The following is a 16,165-nucleotide window of genomic DNA, read 5'->3' as shown; positions in this document are numbered from 1 at the left end:
ACGAGGATGCCCCAAATGAGTGACACCGCAGAGCGCGTCAAGAAGATCGTCATCGAACATCTTGGCGTCGATGCCGACAAGGTGACGGAGCAGGCGAGCTTCATCGATGATCTGGGCGCGGACAGCCTCGACACGGTCGAACTCGTCATGGCCTTCGAAGAAGAGTTCGGCGTCGAGATTCCGGACGATGCGGCCGAGACCATCCTGACCGTCGGCGATGCCGTGAAGTACATCGACAAGGCTTCGGCCTGACACTATCCGCAGTCATCACCGGGGAGGACCTGCGATGAGGCGTGTCGTCGTCACGGGCCTTGGCCTGGTTTCGCCGTTCGGCATGGGCTTCGAGCACAGCTGGAAGGAACTTCTGACCGGCCGCAGCGCCGCCAAGCGCGTCACCGAGTTCGAAGTGGAAGATCTTGCCTGCAAGATCGCCCACGTCATTCCTCGCGGTGACGGCACCAACGGCACGCTCAATCCCGAAGCCGTGCTCGAGCCCAAGGAACTGCGCAAGATCGGCGACTTCATCCTTTACGGGATTGCGGCCGCCGACGAAGCGCTGAAGGATTCCGGCTGGGAGCCCAGCACCGAAGCCGAGCGCTGCGCCACCGGCGTCATGATCGGCTCCGGCATCGGCGGCCTCGAGGGCATCGCCGAGAACGCTATCATCCTGAAAGAGCGCGGACCGCGCCGTATCAGTCCATTCTTCATTCCCGGCAACATCATCAACCTGGTATCTGGCCAGGTATCGATCCGGCATGGGCTGAAAGGCCCCAACCACGCCGTCGTCACCGCCTGCTCGACCGGCGCGCACGCCATTGGCGATGCCGCCCGGCTGATCATCTTCGGCGATGCCGACGTGATGCTGGCCGGCGGCGCGGAATCGCCGGTGACCAGACTATCGCTTGCCGGCTTCGCTGCTTGCCGGGCACTGTCCACCGACCGCAACGACACGCCTGAGAAGGCCTCGCGTCCCTATGACCGCGACCGTGACGGCTTCGTCATGGGCGAGGGCGCCGGGGTCGTCGTGCTGGAAGAACTCGAACACGCCAAGGCGCGCGGCGCCAAGATCTATGCCGAGGTCACCGGCTACGGCCTGACCGGCGATGCCTATCACATCACTGCACCGGCCGAAGACGGCGACGGCGCCTTCCGCTGCATGACGGCGGCGCTGAACCGGGCCAAGCTGACGCCCGCCGACGTCGACTACATCAACGCGCACGGCACCTCGACCATGGCCGACACGATCGAACTCGGCGCCGTCGAGCGGCTGGTCGGCAACGCCGCCTCGAAAATCTCGATGTCGTCGACCAAGTCGTCGATCGGCCATCTCCTGGGTGCGGCGGGTGCCGCCGAGGCGATCTTTTCGATCCTCGCTATCAGAGACAACATCGCGCCAGCCACCATCAATCTTGACAACCCGGAACGCGAAACCGCGATCGATCTTGTTCCGAACACGCCACGGCATCGCCAGGTCGACGTGGCGCTGTCCAACTCCTTCGGCTTCGGCGGCACCAACGCTTCGCTGGTATTCCAGCGTTATACAGGCTGATTGCGGTATCGACCGGCGCGCCAGCGGTCTGTCGTCAATTTTGCCATATTCAAGCCTACTCTGCCGCTGGGGATTCGTCGCATCGGCCTGAAACCGAAGGCGCTTTTTTAAAAGCACGATGCGTAGGCTTGAAATGTTAGGGCACGCTGTGAGTCCAATCGGGCGCATGGTCGCTCTAAGAGATCAGATGGTAGGGCGCTAATGAACACCAATCCGGGCGGCAGCGGACAATTCGGACAAAACCAGCAGACCGGCCCGATCGTGCCGAAGACCGCGGCCGAAGCTTTGCGCCCGGAAGCCGGCACACCACCACCAAAGCGCTCGCGCGCCTCGCGCAGCCAAGTCGTCGTGTTCATGAACTTCATCATCTCCGCGGTGATGTTGATGATCCTCGCCGCCGGCGTTTCGCTCTATTTCGGCAAGCAGGCATTCAACGAACCGGGCCCGTCGGTGGCCGGCGACACCTTCCTGGTCAAGCCGAGCACCGGCGTCCAGGATATTGCCGACCAGCTCGAACGGCGTGGGCTGATCAGCGATGCCCGCATCTTCCGCATCGCCGTGCGGGTCTATGGCAATGATTCAGCGCTGAAGGCAGGCGAATACGAGATAAAGCCGCGCGCCTCCATGCGCGACATCATGGAGCTTCTGAAGAGCGGCAAGTCGGTGATGTATTCGCTGACCATTCCCGAGGGCCTGACGGTCGAGCAGGCGCTGCAGCGCATCGCCGAGCAGGATGCGCTGACCGGCGACATGCCGGCCGCCAAGCCGGCTGAGGGCAGCCTCGCCACCGACACGCTGCGCTTTACCCGCGGCGCCACGCGCCAACAGATGGTCGACAAGCTGCTCGCCGACCAGAAGAAGCTGGTCGACGAGGTCTGGCAGCGGCGCGCGCCCGACCTGCCTCTGGCCAATGTCGACGACTTCGTCACCTTGGCCTCGATCGTCGAAAAGGAAACTGGCCGGGGCGACGAGCGCTCGCGCGTTGCCGCCGTCTTCCTCAACCGTCTGGCCAAGGGCATGCGGCTGCAATCCGATCCGACCATCATTTACGGCCTGTTCGGCGGCAAGGGCAAACCCGCCGACCGGCCGATTTATCAATCTGACATCCAGAAACAGACGCCTTACAACACCTATCTGATCAACGGCCTGCCGCCGACGCCGATCGCCAATCCCGGCCGCGCCGCGCTCGAAGCCGTCGCCAACCCGTCGAAGACCGATGATCTCTATTTCGTCGCCGACGGCACCGGCGGCCACGTCTTTGCCACCACGCTTGCCGAGCACAATGAGAACGTTGCCCGCTACCGGGCACTGCAGAAGAAGCAGGCTGAAGACGCCGCCAAGGGCGCCAAGACTCCGGGCCAGACCGATGCGCCGGCGGATGGCGACGACAACGGTGACGCAAGTGGCGATGCCGCCGGTGACAGCGGTGATGCCGGCGATACGGGTGCCGCCCAGTAGCAGGCCGGCGCTTTCAGACGGATCGACCTTAAGCGATGCGGACAGAGGCGGACGCGCTGTTGCTTTGAACGAGTAGCGCCGTTCGAAGCGTCTTCGGTCTTGCTCGGGTGCCTCTGCTTCGCTCGATTTCAGCCCCGCGAGATCGAAACGACACCAGAAATCAAGATCTTGCCGGTATTGCGATTCTGACATTCGCGCTGCCCGTGATATCGAACGCATGCGCAATTATTAGAATCGGACCATCAGGGAGACACGAGCCGCATCATGAATTTGCAGAGCATGACCGGATTTGCACGCACTGTTGCCGAACATGACGGCGCATCGATCGCCTGGGAGGTCAAGTCGGTCAACGGCAAGAGCGTCGAGGTCAGGTTGCGGCTGCCGCAAGGTTTCGAGCGGCTCGAACCGACTGTGCGGCAGACGCTGCAGAAGCGCTTTTCGCGTGGCAATTTCCAAGCGACGCTGACCGTCGGCCGCGCCGCCGGCCAGCAGGCGCAGCCAGTGGTCAACGAAGCCTTCCTCAGGGATCTGGCGGGCTTGGCCAAGCGGCTGCAGGACCAGTTCGGTGTTGGTCCGGCAACTGCCGACGGTCTGCTTTCCCTGCGCGGCGTGCTCGATATCCCTGAAACCAGCGAAACCGAGGAGGTGCGGGCAGCACTCGACGCGTCAATCCTGTCCGCGCTGGAAACGGCGCTTACAGGTCTCGAGCAGGCACGCCAGAACGAGGGCGAAGCGCTGCGTTCGCTGCTTTCCGGCCATATCGACGCCATTGAGGCGCTGACGCTTCAAGCCGAGGCCGACCCGTCGCGCGAACCGGCGGCGATCCGCGAGCGGATCGCCGAACAGGTGCGGCTGCTGATGGATGCGTCGGCCAATCTCGATGCCGGCCGGCTGCACATGGAAGCGGCGTTCCTGGCCACCAAGGCCGATATCCGTGAAGAGATCGATCGGCTGAAGACGCATGTGGCGTCGGGCAGAGCGCTGCTGGCAAATGGCGGCGCCATCGGCCGCAAGCTCGATTTTCTGGCGCAGGAATTCAACCGCGAATCGAATACGCTGTGTTCCAAGTCGAACGCCGCCACTGTCACCGCCATCGGGCTGGAACTGAAGGCGGTGGTCGACCAGTTTCGCGAACAGGTCCAGAATCTGGAGTAAACCCGAATGGGTGGCAAGGAGCCGATGGTTGCCAGGGATCTCGGATCCCGCATTCGCCGCCGCGGGCTGATGCTGGTCCTGTCGTCGCCGTCGGGCGCCGGCAAGTCGACGATCGCGCGCAACCTGCTGGAAAGCGACGGCAGCCTGGAATTATCCGTCTCGGTGACCACCAGGCCACGCCGCGGCTCGGAGATCGAGGGCGTCCACTATCACTTCCGCACCACGCGCGAGTTCGAGCGGCTGCGCGATTCCGACGCGTTGCTCGAATGGGCCGAGGTGCACGGCAATTGCTACGCGACGCCGCGCGAGCCGGCTGAACTGGCGCTGGCGCAGGGCCGTGACATGCTCTTCGACATCGACTGGCAAGGCGCCCAGCAGCTCAAGGAGAAGATGCGCGCCGACATCGTCTCGATCTTCATCCTGCCGCCGTCGATGAAGGAATTGAAGTCGCGCCTCAAGCGCCGCGCCGAGGACCAGGAGCACGTGATCGAGACTAGGCTGAAGAACGCCCGCAACGAGATCGAGCACTGGAAGGAATATGACTTTGTCATCGTCAACGACGATCTCGACCGCGCCTTCGCCGAAGTGCGTGGCATCGTGACGGCGGAAAGGCTGCGGCGCGACCGGCGGCCCGGGCTGTTCGATTTCGTCTCGGGGTTGCTGGACGAGAAGACTGAGTAGCTCGTCCACCGCTGGCAATCTAAATTAGCCGCATCAGCTGCCTGGCAGATCGTCCGGCCAACGCAGCGCTCCGTGAAGCACGCGCGGGATTCGAATCGTGCTGTTGGTCAGCTGATAGGCCGCGACATATGGCGTGCCGACGATGACGATCTCTCGTGTCCCTGCACGCCTGCCGATCCGGCCGCTTTGGGGAAGTCCGAAGACGGTTGATTGCGGCGACGATCCGCTCATCGGTGGCGATCGCGGCCGCAGGATTGTCGGCCTCGATATGCGCGAAGATGCCGTCGCGATCTGAAAGCGCGAATGGCGACCAGACGATCTTCAAGATTTAGGTTCACCCGAACGCCGCGCCGCGGCGCGTCTCTCGGCAAAATGCGCCTCGACTTGATCATCAGGAATGTCTGGTCGGGTGTCGTCGAGCGCTTCGCGAACCTTGGCGCGAAACCATAAATCATACGCCTCGTTGTTTGTGACGAGATCGATGGGCAGCGCACCCTCGTTGGCGGTTCGGGTGAGCAATATCCGCACCGCATCCGAGACCGTCAGCCCCATGCTTTCGAGCACCGCCGAAGCTCGATCCCGGATGTCGGCGTCGATACGCGTCTGGACCAGTGCATTTGCTGGCATGGCAATCTCCTTCGACGTCAATGCAATTCGTTTGAATGACGATTGCTAGGCCGCGCCAGCGCCGCCGGTCAAACCGCGTTTGTCAGCCGCACGAATTCCTCGACGCTGAGCGTCTCCGCACGCCGGGTCGGATCGATGCCGGCGCGCGTCAGCAGTGCCTCGCCACCCAGGCTCTTCACGCTCTGCCGCAGCATTTTCCGGCGCTGGCCGAAAGCGGCTTCGGTGACGCGACCGAGTTTTTTCACGTCGGTTGACAAAGGGCTGGCGCGCGGCACCAGATGCACCACCGAGGACGTTACCTTGGGTGGCGGCGTGAACGCTTGCGGCGGCACGTCGAAGGCGATCCTCGCCTCGGTCCGCCAGCCCGCCAGCACGCCGAGCCGGCCATAAGCATCGCTGCCGGCACCGGCGACAATGCGCTCGGCCACCTCGCGCTGGAACATCAGCGTCATCGATTGATAGAAGGGTGGCCAGTCCGCCACGGTCAGCCAACGGATCAACAGCTCGGTGCCGATATTGTAGGGCAGGTTGGCGGCAATCCTCACCGGGCCGCCTTGTGACGCGGTCTTGGCAAGAGCGGCAAAATCCGTCTTCAGCGCATCGCCGCTGATCACCTCGATCCGGCCCGGATAGTGGTTGGAGACCTCAGCCAAGGCCGCAAGGCAGCGTTCGTCGCGCTCGATGGCGACGACGCGGCGGGCACCGGCAGCGAGCAGCGCCCTGGTCAGCCCGCCGGGGCCGGGGCCGACCTCGATTACCGTACTGTCGCTAAGGTCCCCGGCGACGCGCGCGATCTTGCCGGTCAAATTGAGGTCGAGCAGGAAATTCTGGCCAAGCGCCTTCTTTGCCTGCAGTCCATGGCGCTCGATCACCTCGCGCAGCGGCGGCAGCCCGTCAATGCTCATGAATTCTGGGCTCATGATTTGGGCTCATGATTTTTGGCTCATGCAGCTGCGGGCTTTGCGCCGGTATCGGCCAGCCGGCGGGCCAGCTTCAGCGCCGCGATCAGGCTGTCGGGACGTGCGATGCCCTTGCCGGCGATGTCGAAGGCTGTGCCGTGATCGGGCGAGGTGCGGATGAACGGCAGGCCAAGTGTGACGTTGACCGCGTCGTCGAAGGCCAGCGCCTTGGCCGGGATCAACGCCTGGTCGTGATACATGCAGATCGCCACGTCATATCCGGCGCGGGCGCGCGCATGAAACATCGTATCGGCCGGCAGCGGCCCGAAGGCATCGATGCCTTGCGCCCGCAACAAGTCGACCGCAGGACGAATGATGCGCTCGTCCTCTGTCCCCATGGCGCCGCTTTCGCCGGCATGCGGATTGAGGCCGGCAAGCGCGAGCCTCGGCCCGGCGATGCCGAAACGGCGGGCAAGATCGCCGGCGGTGATGCGCGCGATGGCAACGATCAGCTCCGTCGTCAGCGTCTTCGGCACCTCGGCCAGCGCGATGTGGATGGTGACCGGAACGGTGCGCAATTCGGGGCCGGCGAGCAGCATCACCGGCATCACCGCGCCGCCTATATGGAGCGAGGCCAGATGCGCCAGATATTCGGTATGGCCGGGAAAGCCGAACCCGGCATCGTAAAGCGGCTTCTTCGCGATCGGACAGGTGACGACCGCGGCCGCGTGACCGGCAAGGCAGTCGGCGACGGCGCGATCGATGGCCTCGATGATGCCGGCGGCATTGGCCGGGTCGGGCCGGCCGGGATCGTCGGTGAAGTGGGCCGCCAGCGGCACCACGGGCAAGGAGTGTTGAAAGACACCAGCTGCTTGGGCCGGCACCGTCTCGGCGATTGCCACCGCCGCGCCGAGCCGGCGCGCCCGCGCGGCAATCAGCGCCGGATCGGCGAGAAGATAGAAGGGCGCGGCACCGGAACCACGGGCGCTCTGCCACGCGGCAATGGCGATTTCCGGACCGACGCCGGATGGATCGCCGACGCTCAGCGCCAGCGGAAGCTCTGTCTCACGCACGGCTGGGCCGGTTCAGCGCGTGACGATCTTGGCTTTCGCCTTCAGCTCTTCGACATATTTGGCCGAGAGCTCGTCGGCGTTCTTGTCGCCGCTGCCTTCGCTCTGGAACACCATCTGGGCCGCCTTGTCGTCGGAAACCTCGCGCGACGAGCAGATGCCGATGAATTCGATGCCGCGATCGGTCTCGCGCACGGCCGTGGCGCCGCCCAGCTTGGTGGCCTTGATCTGCTCGGCCCAGTCCGGCGGCAGTTGCGGCGCCAGCAATCGGGGGAGGTCGCGAACGGTGACGTCGATCAGACCCTTGGCGAATTCACGCGTGGTGTTGCAGCCATTGAAGCGGGCGCGCATGGCTTCAGCCTCGCGCTTGCGTTTGGCGAGTGTGGCACTGCGCTCGGCCTTCGGCACCACGAAGATCACCTGCTGCAGCATGTACTCGGTGGCGCTTGGCTTGGCGCCGCCTTTTTCAAGCATGCGCTTGACCAGATCCTGTTCGCTCACCTCCCCGCCGCCGCCGCTGTAGCGTGCGCTCAGCGCCTGGTTCCACGCCATCTGGGAGCGGATGAATTCCTTGAAATGCTCCTTGGTCACGCCGGACTGCGCCATGACACCGTCGAGCTGCTTGAGCTGCATCTTGTTGCTCGAGGCAAAGCGCTGATAGGCAGCCTCTACCTGGGCGTCGGAGATGCGGATGCCGAGACGCCTGGCCTCCGCCATACGCAGCGTCTGGTCGATCATTTCCTGACCCGCGTCACCCTTCTTGCGCTGCAGTTTCAGGAAGGCAGCCCGGTGCGCGATGTCGCCGGTGGTGATCGGCATGTTGTTGACGACATACTTGATTTCACTGGCGAAGGCCGGCGGTACCATCGTGGTGACAGAGACCGAGGTCGCCGCGAACAGGAGCGCGAATCCTGCCGAAAACAGGTATTTCCTCATCGAAAGCATCCCAATTCTAGCCCGGTTTTGGCCGATTCCAGCCCGATATTGGCGAAATCCGTGCCCGCTTTATGCGGCAAAACGATGTCGTCAGCCGGCTCTACTGGATGGAGTCGATCGAGCTTTGGGACGAGCCGAAATCGCCGAGCGTGCGGAACGACAGGTTGAAGCCGACATTCTGCGACACTTCCTTGGTGTTGATGTCGCGTGATTCCGAGTACGTCATCAGGTAGGTGAAGCAGGAATCATTGTAGGCAAAGCCGACGCCGTCCTTGACCAGCACGCTTTGTTGCAGGTCGTAGGTGCCGGTGCCGAAGACGCGCCAGTTTTCGGCCAGGTGTGTCGAGGCGCCGAGCGTGACTTCGTGGCGGTCGGTGGTGAAACCATAGAGCGGCTGCGCCTGGATGAAGGCGTATTTGGCGCTCAGCGAAACCGGCAGCCCGGAATAGGCGGCCTTCACCTCGGCACGGCGAACTTCGAAGGTCTGCTCGTCGAAGCGGCCGCTGAGCGAACCGGAGAAGCCGCTCGGGCTGCTGAAGCCGACAAGGCCGACATAGTCGGAGGTCGAAGTCTCCAAGCCGGAATCGGCGCCCGCATTGACCAGATCCGGTGAATCGAACGAGTTGCGCCCGCCCAACTGGTAGGATTGGCCGAAGATCGCGTTGGTGCCCCAGCCATTGTCGTAGGCGCCGGAATAGCGGAACCCGACATTGGCGCGGCTGCCGCCTTCGACGCGGTCGTAGCCGGAGAACTTGTCGCGCTCGAACAGCGTCGTGGCGTCGAAGACGAAGCTCTGTGCATCCTCGTTGGGAACGGCGAGCCCGCCGACATACTGCTCATTCGGGCGCATGAAGACCTGCGCCATCGGCTCGACGATATGGCTGGAGCCGGTCATCGAGAACAGCACCGGCCAGCGCATTTCAAGTCCGGCGGTCGCCATGTACCGGGCGAAGGAAGACCGCATGTCGTCGGCGGCACCGACATTCGTTGCCATCTGGTTTACCGCAGTCAGCGAAGCCGAAGAAGCGTTGAGATAGTCGACGTCGCCCTGCAGAGCCAGAAGGGGCGTCAACTGCAATCCGCCGTCCGTGGTGAAGGTACGCTTCCATTCGGCCTCGGCGGTGAGGCGACCGGATTCGCCCTCGATGCCGCGCACGCGCTGGACGCCTGAGCCCGGCACATAGGGGGTAAAATAGGCCTGATCGAGATCGTCGCGGCGGATGATGCGCGCATTGACGTTGAACGACAGCTGGCCGCCGGCCACCGACATGTCGGGGATGTAGGCATAGTCGAGCGACGGCAACACCCAGGGCTGCTTGTCGCTGCGCGATGCGACGTTGCCGTCCGGTGTGTTCTCCTGAACCTGGAAGCGCATGGCGCGCACATCGAAATAATTGCGGTCGTTTAGGCCGGTCAGGTAGACCGACGATTGATGCACGGCGTCGTTGTAGCCTTCGATCGTATAGGTACGCGAAAAATTCTTGTCGGTCTGAAGCAGGATATCCCAGCCGAAGTCCCAGCGCGGATTGATGGCGAACTGGCCCTTGGTGCCCATCATGCCGCGGAACTTGTTCGGATCGCCTGCTGGCCCCGAATTGACATTGTAGCCGCCGGGGAAAGCCGCGAAATCACGGAAAGCGCCAGGGTCCTGCTGGTTGATTCCGGCAAGCTTCAGCGTGTATTGGCCATTGTTGAAGCGCTGGCGCCACTCGGCCTCGCCGAGGAAACCCTGCTTGGTGTAGCCGCTGCCGGTAACGGTGAGGTCGTAGGTCGGCGACAAAGCGAAGTAGTAGGGGACTTTGACGCCGACGCCGAGACGATTGTTGTAGCCGATGCTGGGGATCAGGAAGCCACTTTTGCGCTTGACCGTCGGGTCGGCGATCTCGAACGCCGGCAGATAAGCCAGCGGGAAGCCGAAGAATTCGAAATTCGCATTCTCGAAGCGAACCGTCTTCTTTTCGCCGTTCCAGATGATCTTCCTGGCTTTGATCCGCCAGGTCGGCGCCTTGTCCGGCTTGTCTTCGCAAGGCTCGCAGGCCGTATAGACGCCGTTGTGGAACGTCGTCAGCACGCCGCCCATGCGCTCGGCGCTTTCGGCGGCGAAATAGGCTTTTTCGGGCGTTTCGACGCGCAGCGCATTAACGAAACCGTCAGCGAAATCGTCGGTAATATCGATATGCTGCGAGTTGATCTTGGTGCCGTCGCTGTTGACGATCTCGACATTGCCGCTGGCAACCAGCCGCTTGGTGTTTCGATCATAGACGACGCGCTGGGCGACGAGCTTGTTGCCGCCATAGTCGATCTGGACGCCGCCGATGGCGGTGACCGTCTGGTTGTCGTTGTTATAGACGAGCGTGTCGGCCGCCAGCAGCATCTGGGAGCCGGAGGGAACTTTCGTTGCCACGTCGGTAACGTCCTGCGCCAGCGCAGGGGCCGTCAGCACGCTGCAGGCGAGCAGGCATGCCAAGGCGCTCGCCGAATAGAGGCGCGCCAAACCGGCCTGCCTATGGCTGCGCAAAGCCGCCTCCCTCACTAGCCGTCTTCCTTGTATAGCAGGAATGTCACCCCAAAGAACATAGCCACGACAACCGGAACCCATGCAGCCACGGCTGTGGGCACGAATCCCGCCACGCCGAATGCCTTGACCAATACCGAAACGACATAAAGCAGAAAGCCGGCGAGGACGCCACCCAGAATCATCGTTGCCGACTGCCCCATCCTCGCAAATCGCATTGAAACTGTTGCCGCAATCAGCGTCATGGCCACAAGCAGGAACGGTAACGCCACCAGCGAATCGAACTGCATGGCGAAGGCATTTGCCTTGAGGCCGAAGGAGCGGGCAACCTCAACCTTGCCGGGAAGGTCGTAAAACGGGATGGTCTCGGGGCGCGCCAGCCGTTCCTGCACGAATTCCGGCTTGAGGTTGGTCGGCAACTGGTCGGTCGTTTCGGAACGGATGTTGCCGTCCTTGAACACCTTGACGTCCTGCAATTCCCAGTAGCCGTCGCGCAGAAAGGCCCGCGCCGCGTCCTTGCGCTCGACGATATTGCCCTGCGGATCGAGGACGAAGAACACGGCGTCGGCCATTTCCAGGCCCTGGTTCAGGATGGCGCGGGCGCCGATGATGGTGTCGCCGGAGTTGGTTTTCTGGCGGATCCACGGCGTGGCATCGGCCGCCACCACGTTCGAATTGCCGGATCGCAGCTGGTTTTCCATCTGCTCCGACCATGAGAAGCCATGCGCGGCGATCGGATTGAGCACGCCGACCGACAATATGCCGAATAACAGCGCACCGATGCAGCAGGGCAACAGAAACTGCCAGGCCGACACTCCGGCCGATCGCGCAATCACCAGCTCGTATTTGCGGTTGAGCGACACCAGCGTCGCCATCGCCGAGAACAGGCCGACGAACGGCACCGTCTGCAGCATGATCATCGGCATCCTCAGCGCCGAGATCGCGACCGCCGTGCCGTAGGTGAAGCCCGGCAGGCCGGTGATGCGGCCGGACAGCTCGGTGAAGTCGATCAGGAACACCAGCGCCAGAAGGCCGATGAAGAACCAGATCGTGATCGACACGTAGCGAAAGAAGAAGTAGCGGCCCAGGGTCCAGCCCATCGTCAGGCTCCCTGGCCGGATGTGTAGCGCCGATTGAGGCGCAGCTTGAGCGCCGTCCAGCCATCGCTGACGCGGCCGGCGAAATTCGTCATCCAGTCGGCCCAGCTGCCGGGCAGTTCCATGCTTCGCGAGGTGACGATGAACCAGATGGCGACCGCCGAGGCGATGACCGGCACGCCATAGACCATATAGGCGTATTGCGGGATCTTGTCGGCCTTGCCGGCGGCAAAGAAGCCCAGCCAGCGCACGAACAGCGCAATGGCGATGGCTGTGATCAGCGGGTGGATGCGCGCCTCGCGGTGTGAGCGCGCATCGCCTGCGACCGCCAGCGCGATCAGCGCGAACACCAGCGAATAGGACCATTCGGAAAAGCGCTGGTCGAGCTCGGCCTTGTAGGCGCCGGGCCTGCGCTGGAAGATCTTGTCGTTCGGATCCGGGTTGAGCAGGTATTGCGTCGTTCGGTCCTTGGGCAGGAGCATGATATCGTTCGCCGCCGACATGAAGGCGGAAAGGTCGAAGGCGTAGGACGTGAAGCGGATAACCGACAGATCGCCGGTCAGCGTCTTGCGATGAATGACGCCGTCATTCATCATCAGCACCTTCTCATCACCCTTTTCGACGACGCTACCGCTCTTGGCATAATAGATCAGATTGGCGCCTTCCTCGCGCGAATCGGCCACGAAGATGCCGCCGAGCCGGTTGTCCGGCAGCCGCTCGCCTATCTGCAGGAACAGCCCGTCGTCGATCTTGCGGAACGTGCCTTCCTGGATGATCAGCGACAAGAGATCGGCGCGCGAGGACGCGATCAGCTGGCGGTTCTTCTGCCTGGCATAGGGTTCGACGCCATTGTCGACCGCGAAGGAAAAGACGCTGGCCGCCAGCGCGATCAGCAGGACCGGCCGCACAATCGTCCAGCGCGAGGCGCCGGCGGCGTTGATGACGGCCAATTCCGAATCGGAGTTCATGACGCTGAGCGTCTGGGCCACCGCCACCACCAGGGCGAATGGCACCACGATCGGGATGATGGTGGGGATGATGAGGCCCGCGACCTCGAAAAAAGTCAGCGCCGATTGGCCACTGTCGGTGACCAGGTCGATGCGGGCAAGCACCTGCGTCGTCCAGACAATGGCCAGCGTCCAGATCAGCGCAGCGAGAAACACCGCCAGTGCGCGACGCATGATGTAGCGTTCAACGACCTTCATGTAAGGCTTTTCTCGATTTGCCGAACGGCATCATGCCCGCCGACAAGGTAGTCGTCCGGCTGCGGCTGTACAACTGGGTGCGTTTGGCCATTTCTTTCAGGCGGTTCGATCCGATTCTCCGTCCCACATCGCCCGTCCCGCAGGCCGGAGTGTCGGCGGCAATGGATAAGAAAGGGAGAACATCGATGGTTAACAACAGGTTGCGGCAGGAAAGCGGAGCCGTGCCGCGACGAATCGTTATCGATTCCGCTGCGCATATGAGCCCTGATTCCGGCAAAGTCTTGCCAAATCAAGGAAAACGACCAAATGTCGCGCATCTTCCCTGAGAATGCATTTTTCCTGAAAATCTGAGCCGTTTCCCGAAAGCAGGACCTGATGACTTTGAGACCATTGATCGCCTTCGCCAAATTTGCCGCACCCAAAAAGGGCAGCATCTTCGTGCTGGCGGCCGACGATGGTGGTCTTGGCGAACCGGCAAAGGCCTGCGACCCCTCAGGAACGCTGGCGCGGGCGTTTCCGGTGGCGGAGTTTTCCGGAAAATTCGCCGGTGTCGTCGAAGTGCTGGCGCCGCAGGGAACATCGCTCGACCGACTGGTGGCGGTCGGCGCCGGCAAGGTCGCCGGCCTCGATGACTTTGCCTGGCTGAAGCTTGGCGGCACCGTCGCCGCGTCCCTGCGCAAGGCAGCGGAGGTGGCCGTCATCCTCGATGTGCCGGGCGCAAAGATTGGCGGCAGGCAAGCGGCGAACCTTGCCGCCGGCATCATTCTTCGCAGCTACTCCTTCGACAAATACAAGACCAGGAAAGACAAGGACGATGCCGAGCCGAAGAAACCGGTCAAGGTGACCATCCACACCGCCGATCCTGCCGCGGCGAAAAAGGCCTTCGCCGACGAGGTTGCGGTCATCGACGGCGTGCTTCTGGCGCGCGACCTTGTCAACGAACCGGCCAATACGCTCGGCCCGATCGAATTCGCCGCCCGCGCCAAGGAACTGGAAGCGCTCGGCGTCGAGGTCGAGATCCTCACCGAGAAGGAAATGAAGAAGCTCGGCATGGGCTCGCTCCTCGGTGTCGCGCAGGGTTCGCCGCGCGGCGCCCGGATGGCTGTCATGCAATGGAAGGGCGGCAAGGCCAAGGACGCACCGGTCGCCTTCGTTGGCAAGGGCGTCACCTTCGACACCGGCGGCAATTCTATGAAGCCGGCCTCCGGCATGGAAGACATGAAGGGCGACATGGGCGGTGCCGCGGCCGTCATCGGGCTCATCCAGGCGCTGGCCGCGCGAAAGGCCAAGGCCAATGTCGTCGGCATCGTCGGGCTGGTGGAAAATGCCGTCGACGGCCATGCCCAGCGCCCCGGCGACATCGTCACCTCGATGTCGGGTCAGACCATCGAGGTGCTCAACACCGATGCCGAAGGACGCCTCGTTCTGGCCGACGCGCTGTGGTATTGCAACGACCGCTTCCAGCCGAAATTCATGGTCAATCTGGCGACGCTGACCGGCGCCATCATGGTCGCGCTCGGCCAGCATTATGCCGGCCTGTTCTCCAACAATGACGAACTTTCGGACAGGTTGACGGCGGCCGGCCAGGCGAGTCAGGAGCGGCTGTGGCGCATGCCGCTTGGGCCCGAATACGACAAGCTGATCGATTCCAAGAACGCCGACATGAAGAACATCGGCGGCCGCTATGGCGGCGCCATCATCGCCGCGCAGTTCCTGCAGCGCTTCGTCAAGGAAACGCCGTGGGCGCATCTCGACATCGCCGGCACCGCGATGGGCTCTCCGCCGAGCGAGATCAACCAGTCCTGGGGCTCGGGTTTCGGCGTCAGGCTGCTCGACCGGCTGGTGCGCGACAATTACGAGGGATAAGGCAGGGAATGGCCGATGTCCTGTTCTACCACCTGACCGAATCGACGCTGGAGGATGCGCTTCCCGGCCTGCTCGAGCGCAGCGTCGATCGCGGCTGGCGCGCCGTGGTGCAGACAGGGACCGAGGAGCGGCGCGATGCGCTCGACCTGCATCTGTGGACATTCAGGGACGATTCGTTCCTCGCGCACGCGACCGACCGTGAAGCCCATCCGGCCGAACAGCCAATCCTGCTCACCACGAGCGACGCCAACCCCAACCAGGCGCAGATACGCTTCCTCGTCGATGGCGCCGCACCCGCCGATCTCGCCGGCTACGAACGCGCCGTGTTCCTGTTCGACGGCCATGACGCGGCCCAGGTCGAAGGGGCGCGGACGCATTGGAAGGTGTTGAAAGAAGCGGGCCACGCTGTCACCTACTGGCAGCAGACGCCCGACCGTCGCTGGGAGCGCAAGGCGTAAGTCGCGTTATCGGTCGCTGATCGTAACCTTGTTTATCTTCGCGCCCTGCGGGAGATCTTTCACCTGCCGATGGATTTGGCCGGCGATATGCACCTTCACAACGAAAAACGTCGTTTCCATCTCTCGCAGACTCATTTCGCCGCCAAGCACCGACGGCTTCTTGAAATCATAGCATTGGCCGGCTGCCGGAATCAGTCCGTTCTTTCGGGCGGCAACGACAAGGCCCGCCAGCAGCAACTCGTCGCGGCGCGCTTCATTCTGCAAGTCGGCCTGAAATTCCGCCCAATGACCCGCAATTCTGGTCAATTTCCCGTCGAGCATATCGAGATGACGAACCGACCCGTCGCCGGCACGGAAAAATATGTCGCCGAAAGCTGACACCGCAGCTGGTTCAAGGCCATCCAGTCCGATCCACTTCCAGCCGTCCAACGCTTCCGCGACTTCGTTCGCAGGTGGTTCGATAAAGAGGAACTGATAGTCATGGGGCCATTCGGCTCTGATCAAGCCCCCTGTATTGGCTCTGTTGGCCTCGGCTTTTCCTTCCTGTCTGGCGTCGGACGCGCCAAAAATTGAAGAAATAAAGCGGAAAAAAGATCTGGCCATAATCGCCCCCGTACGGGTCTTTATACTTGCGAGAGATTCTAGCCGC

16 protein-coding genes and 1 pseudogene are annotated in these 16,165 nt (G+C 62.8%); 8 read left to right on the top strand and 9 right to left on the bottom strand.

Annotation, left to right across the window (positions count from 1 at the left end):
* Window positions 1-15: 15 nt before the first annotated feature.
* From X771_RS144915 to gmk, 5 genes are all read left to right on the top strand, one after another.
* Window positions 16-252, top strand: a complete 237-nt coding sequence (locus X771_RS144915; protein ID WP_006203723.1) for an acyl carrier protein — start codon at window positions 16-18, stop codon at window positions 250-252.
* Between the two features lie 34 nt (window positions 253-286).
* Entirely contained in the window at window positions 287-1,549 is a 1,263-nt protein-coding gene (gene fabF, locus X771_RS144920) for a beta-ketoacyl-ACP synthase II (protein WP_023685687.1), read from the top strand.
* Window positions 1,550-1,750: 201 nt separating this feature from the next.
* A complete protein-coding gene (mltG, locus tag X771_RS144925; RefSeq protein ID WP_023689112.1) occupies window positions 1,751-3,007 on the top strand; it encodes an endolytic transglycosylase MltG in 1,257 nt (418 codons plus the stop codon).
* A 264-nt stretch (window positions 3,008-3,271) separates the two neighbouring features.
* A complete protein-coding gene (locus tag X771_RS144930; RefSeq protein ID WP_023685689.1) occupies window positions 3,272-4,162 on the top strand; it encodes a YicC/YloC family endoribonuclease in 891 nt (296 codons plus the stop codon).
* Window positions 4,163-4,186: 24 nt separating this feature from the next.
* Window positions 4,187-4,843 carry a guanylate kinase gene (gene gmk / locus X771_RS144935; RefSeq protein WP_023689111.1) on the top strand — a complete coding sequence of 219 codons (657 nt, stop codon included), beginning with the start codon at window positions 4,187-4,189 and terminating at the stop codon, window positions 4,841-4,843.
* A 33-nt stretch (window positions 4,844-4,876) separates the two neighbouring features.
* Here the strand turns inward: gmk and X771_RS1000000166995 are convergent.
* The 8 genes and pseudogenes from X771_RS1000000166995 to lptF form a co-directional block, all read right to left on the bottom strand.
* Window positions 4,877-5,168, bottom strand: a pseudogene (locus X771_RS1000000166995) (type II toxin-antitoxin system RelE/ParE family toxin).
* Window positions 5,165-5,470: a type II toxin-antitoxin system RelB/DinJ family antitoxin gene (locus X771_RS144940; RefSeq protein WP_023689109.1), complete on the bottom strand. Its 306-nt coding sequence runs from the start codon at window positions 5,468-5,470 to the stop codon at window positions 5,165-5,167. Before X771_RS144940 ends, X771_RS1000000166995 begins: the two are co-directional and overlap by 4 nt.
* A 68-nt stretch (window positions 5,471-5,538) precedes the next feature.
* A complete protein-coding gene (rsmA, locus tag X771_RS144945; RefSeq protein ID WP_023689108.1) occupies window positions 5,539-6,375 on the bottom strand; it encodes a 16S rRNA (adenine(1518)-N(6)/adenine(1519)-N(6))-dimethyltransferase RsmA in 837 nt (278 codons plus the stop codon).
* Window positions 6,376-6,413: 38 nt separating this feature from the next.
* A complete protein-coding gene (gene pdxA, locus X771_RS144950; RefSeq protein WP_031202879.1) occupies window positions 6,414-7,442 on the bottom strand; it encodes a 4-hydroxythreonine-4-phosphate dehydrogenase PdxA in 1,029 nt (342 codons plus the stop codon).
* Window positions 7,443-7,454: 12 nt separating this feature from the next.
* Complete coding sequence (locus tag X771_RS144955; protein WP_023685693.1) at window positions 7,455-8,384, bottom strand: peptidylprolyl isomerase; 930 nt, start codon at window positions 8,382-8,384, stop codon at window positions 7,455-7,457.
* A gap of 91 nt (window positions 8,385-8,475) precedes the next feature.
* The gene (locus X771_RS144960) at window positions 8,476-10,908 is read right to left on the bottom strand and encodes an LPS-assembly protein LptD (protein WP_023689106.1); all 2,433 of its coding nucleotides are present in this window, start codon (window positions 10,906-10,908) and stop codon (window positions 8,476-8,478) included.
* Window positions 10,908-11,990, bottom strand: a complete 1,083-nt coding sequence (gene lptG / locus X771_RS144965; protein WP_023672736.1) for an LPS export ABC transporter permease LptG — start codon at window positions 11,988-11,990, stop codon at window positions 10,908-10,910. Before lptG ends, X771_RS144960 begins: the two co-directional genes overlap by 1 nt.
* Before the next feature lie 2 nt (window positions 11,991-11,992).
* The gene (gene lptF, locus X771_RS144970) at window positions 11,993-13,192 is read right to left on the bottom strand and encodes an LPS export ABC transporter permease LptF (protein ID WP_023672737.1); all 1,200 of its coding nucleotides are present in this window, start codon (window positions 13,190-13,192) and stop codon (window positions 11,993-11,995) included.
* A 32-nt stretch (window positions 13,193-13,224) separates the two neighbouring features.
* On the opposite strand from lptF, the gene X771_RS1000000168250 reads away from it, so the two are divergent.
* The 3 genes from X771_RS1000000168250 to X771_RS144980 are packed head-to-tail and all read left to right on the top strand — an operon-like array spanning window position 13,225 to window position 15,516.
* On the top strand, window positions 13,225-13,518 hold the full coding sequence (locus tag X771_RS1000000168250; protein ID WP_155923279.1) for a hypothetical protein: 294 nt from the start codon (window positions 13,225-13,227) through the stop codon (window positions 13,516-13,518).
* 49 nt (window positions 13,519-13,567) lie between these two features.
* Window positions 13,568-15,058, top strand: coding sequence for a leucyl aminopeptidase (locus X771_RS144975; RefSeq protein ID WP_023689105.1), 1,491 nt, complete (start codon window positions 13,568-13,570; stop codon window positions 15,056-15,058).
* Window positions 15,059-15,066: 8 nt separating this feature from the next.
* Entirely contained in the window at window positions 15,067-15,516 is a 450-nt protein-coding gene (locus X771_RS144980) for a DNA polymerase III subunit chi (RefSeq protein ID WP_023672739.1), read from the top strand.
* A gap of 6 nt (window positions 15,517-15,522) precedes the next feature.
* On the opposite strand, the gene X771_RS144985 is transcribed toward X771_RS144980, so the two are convergent.
* On the bottom strand, window positions 15,523-16,119 hold the full coding sequence (locus X771_RS144985) for a T6SS immunity protein Tdi1 domain-containing protein (RefSeq protein WP_023689104.1): 597 nt from the start codon (window positions 16,117-16,119) through the stop codon (window positions 15,523-15,525).
* Window positions 16,120-16,165 lie beyond the last annotated feature (46 nt).

Source organism: Mesorhizobium sp. LSJC269B00, from assembly GCF_000502815.1.
GTDB lineage: Bacteria > Pseudomonadota > Alphaproteobacteria > Rhizobiales > Rhizobiaceae > Mesorhizobium.
The sequence above is the reverse complement of the archived record's forward strand: the minus strand, read 5'-3'. Positions and strand labels throughout refer to the sequence as shown.